At 64.3% G+C, this 269-nt stretch carries 1 protein-coding gene; it reads right to left on the bottom strand.

The window, feature by feature from the left end:
• Nucleotides 1-229, bottom strand: a 229-nt coding sequence (locus tag ACZ3GY_RS24065; protein ID WP_465912263.1) for a hypothetical protein, incomplete at its 3' end; no start/stop codon positions are given.
• Between the last annotated feature and the right edge of the window lie 40 nt (nucleotides 230-269).

Genomic DNA, 269 nt, shown 5'->3' with positions numbered 1-269 from the left:
CACCGGGGAGGGTGTTGGCTTTGGCGTGGCTGTGGGAGGGAATCCCGGCGACGAATAGACCAGGAAGCGCCGTCGAGGTGCGGCTGCGGCGCTGAGGCTGCGGGAAAGTGGGCAGCCACTCGTCGCCCGCTTTGTACCCGGTGGCGAAGATTACTGACTGGTACGTCTGCCTGGACCCGTCTGAGAAGGTGAACTCGTCTCCGCGAACCCCTGTTGTCTCGGTCTGCATGTGGACCCCCTTGTCTCGGAGGGCGTCGTAGGAATGTCCG

Source organism: Pseudomonas sp. PME37.24/006, assembly GCF_055556635.1.
This window is presented reverse-complemented; position numbering and strand designations above follow the sequence as displayed.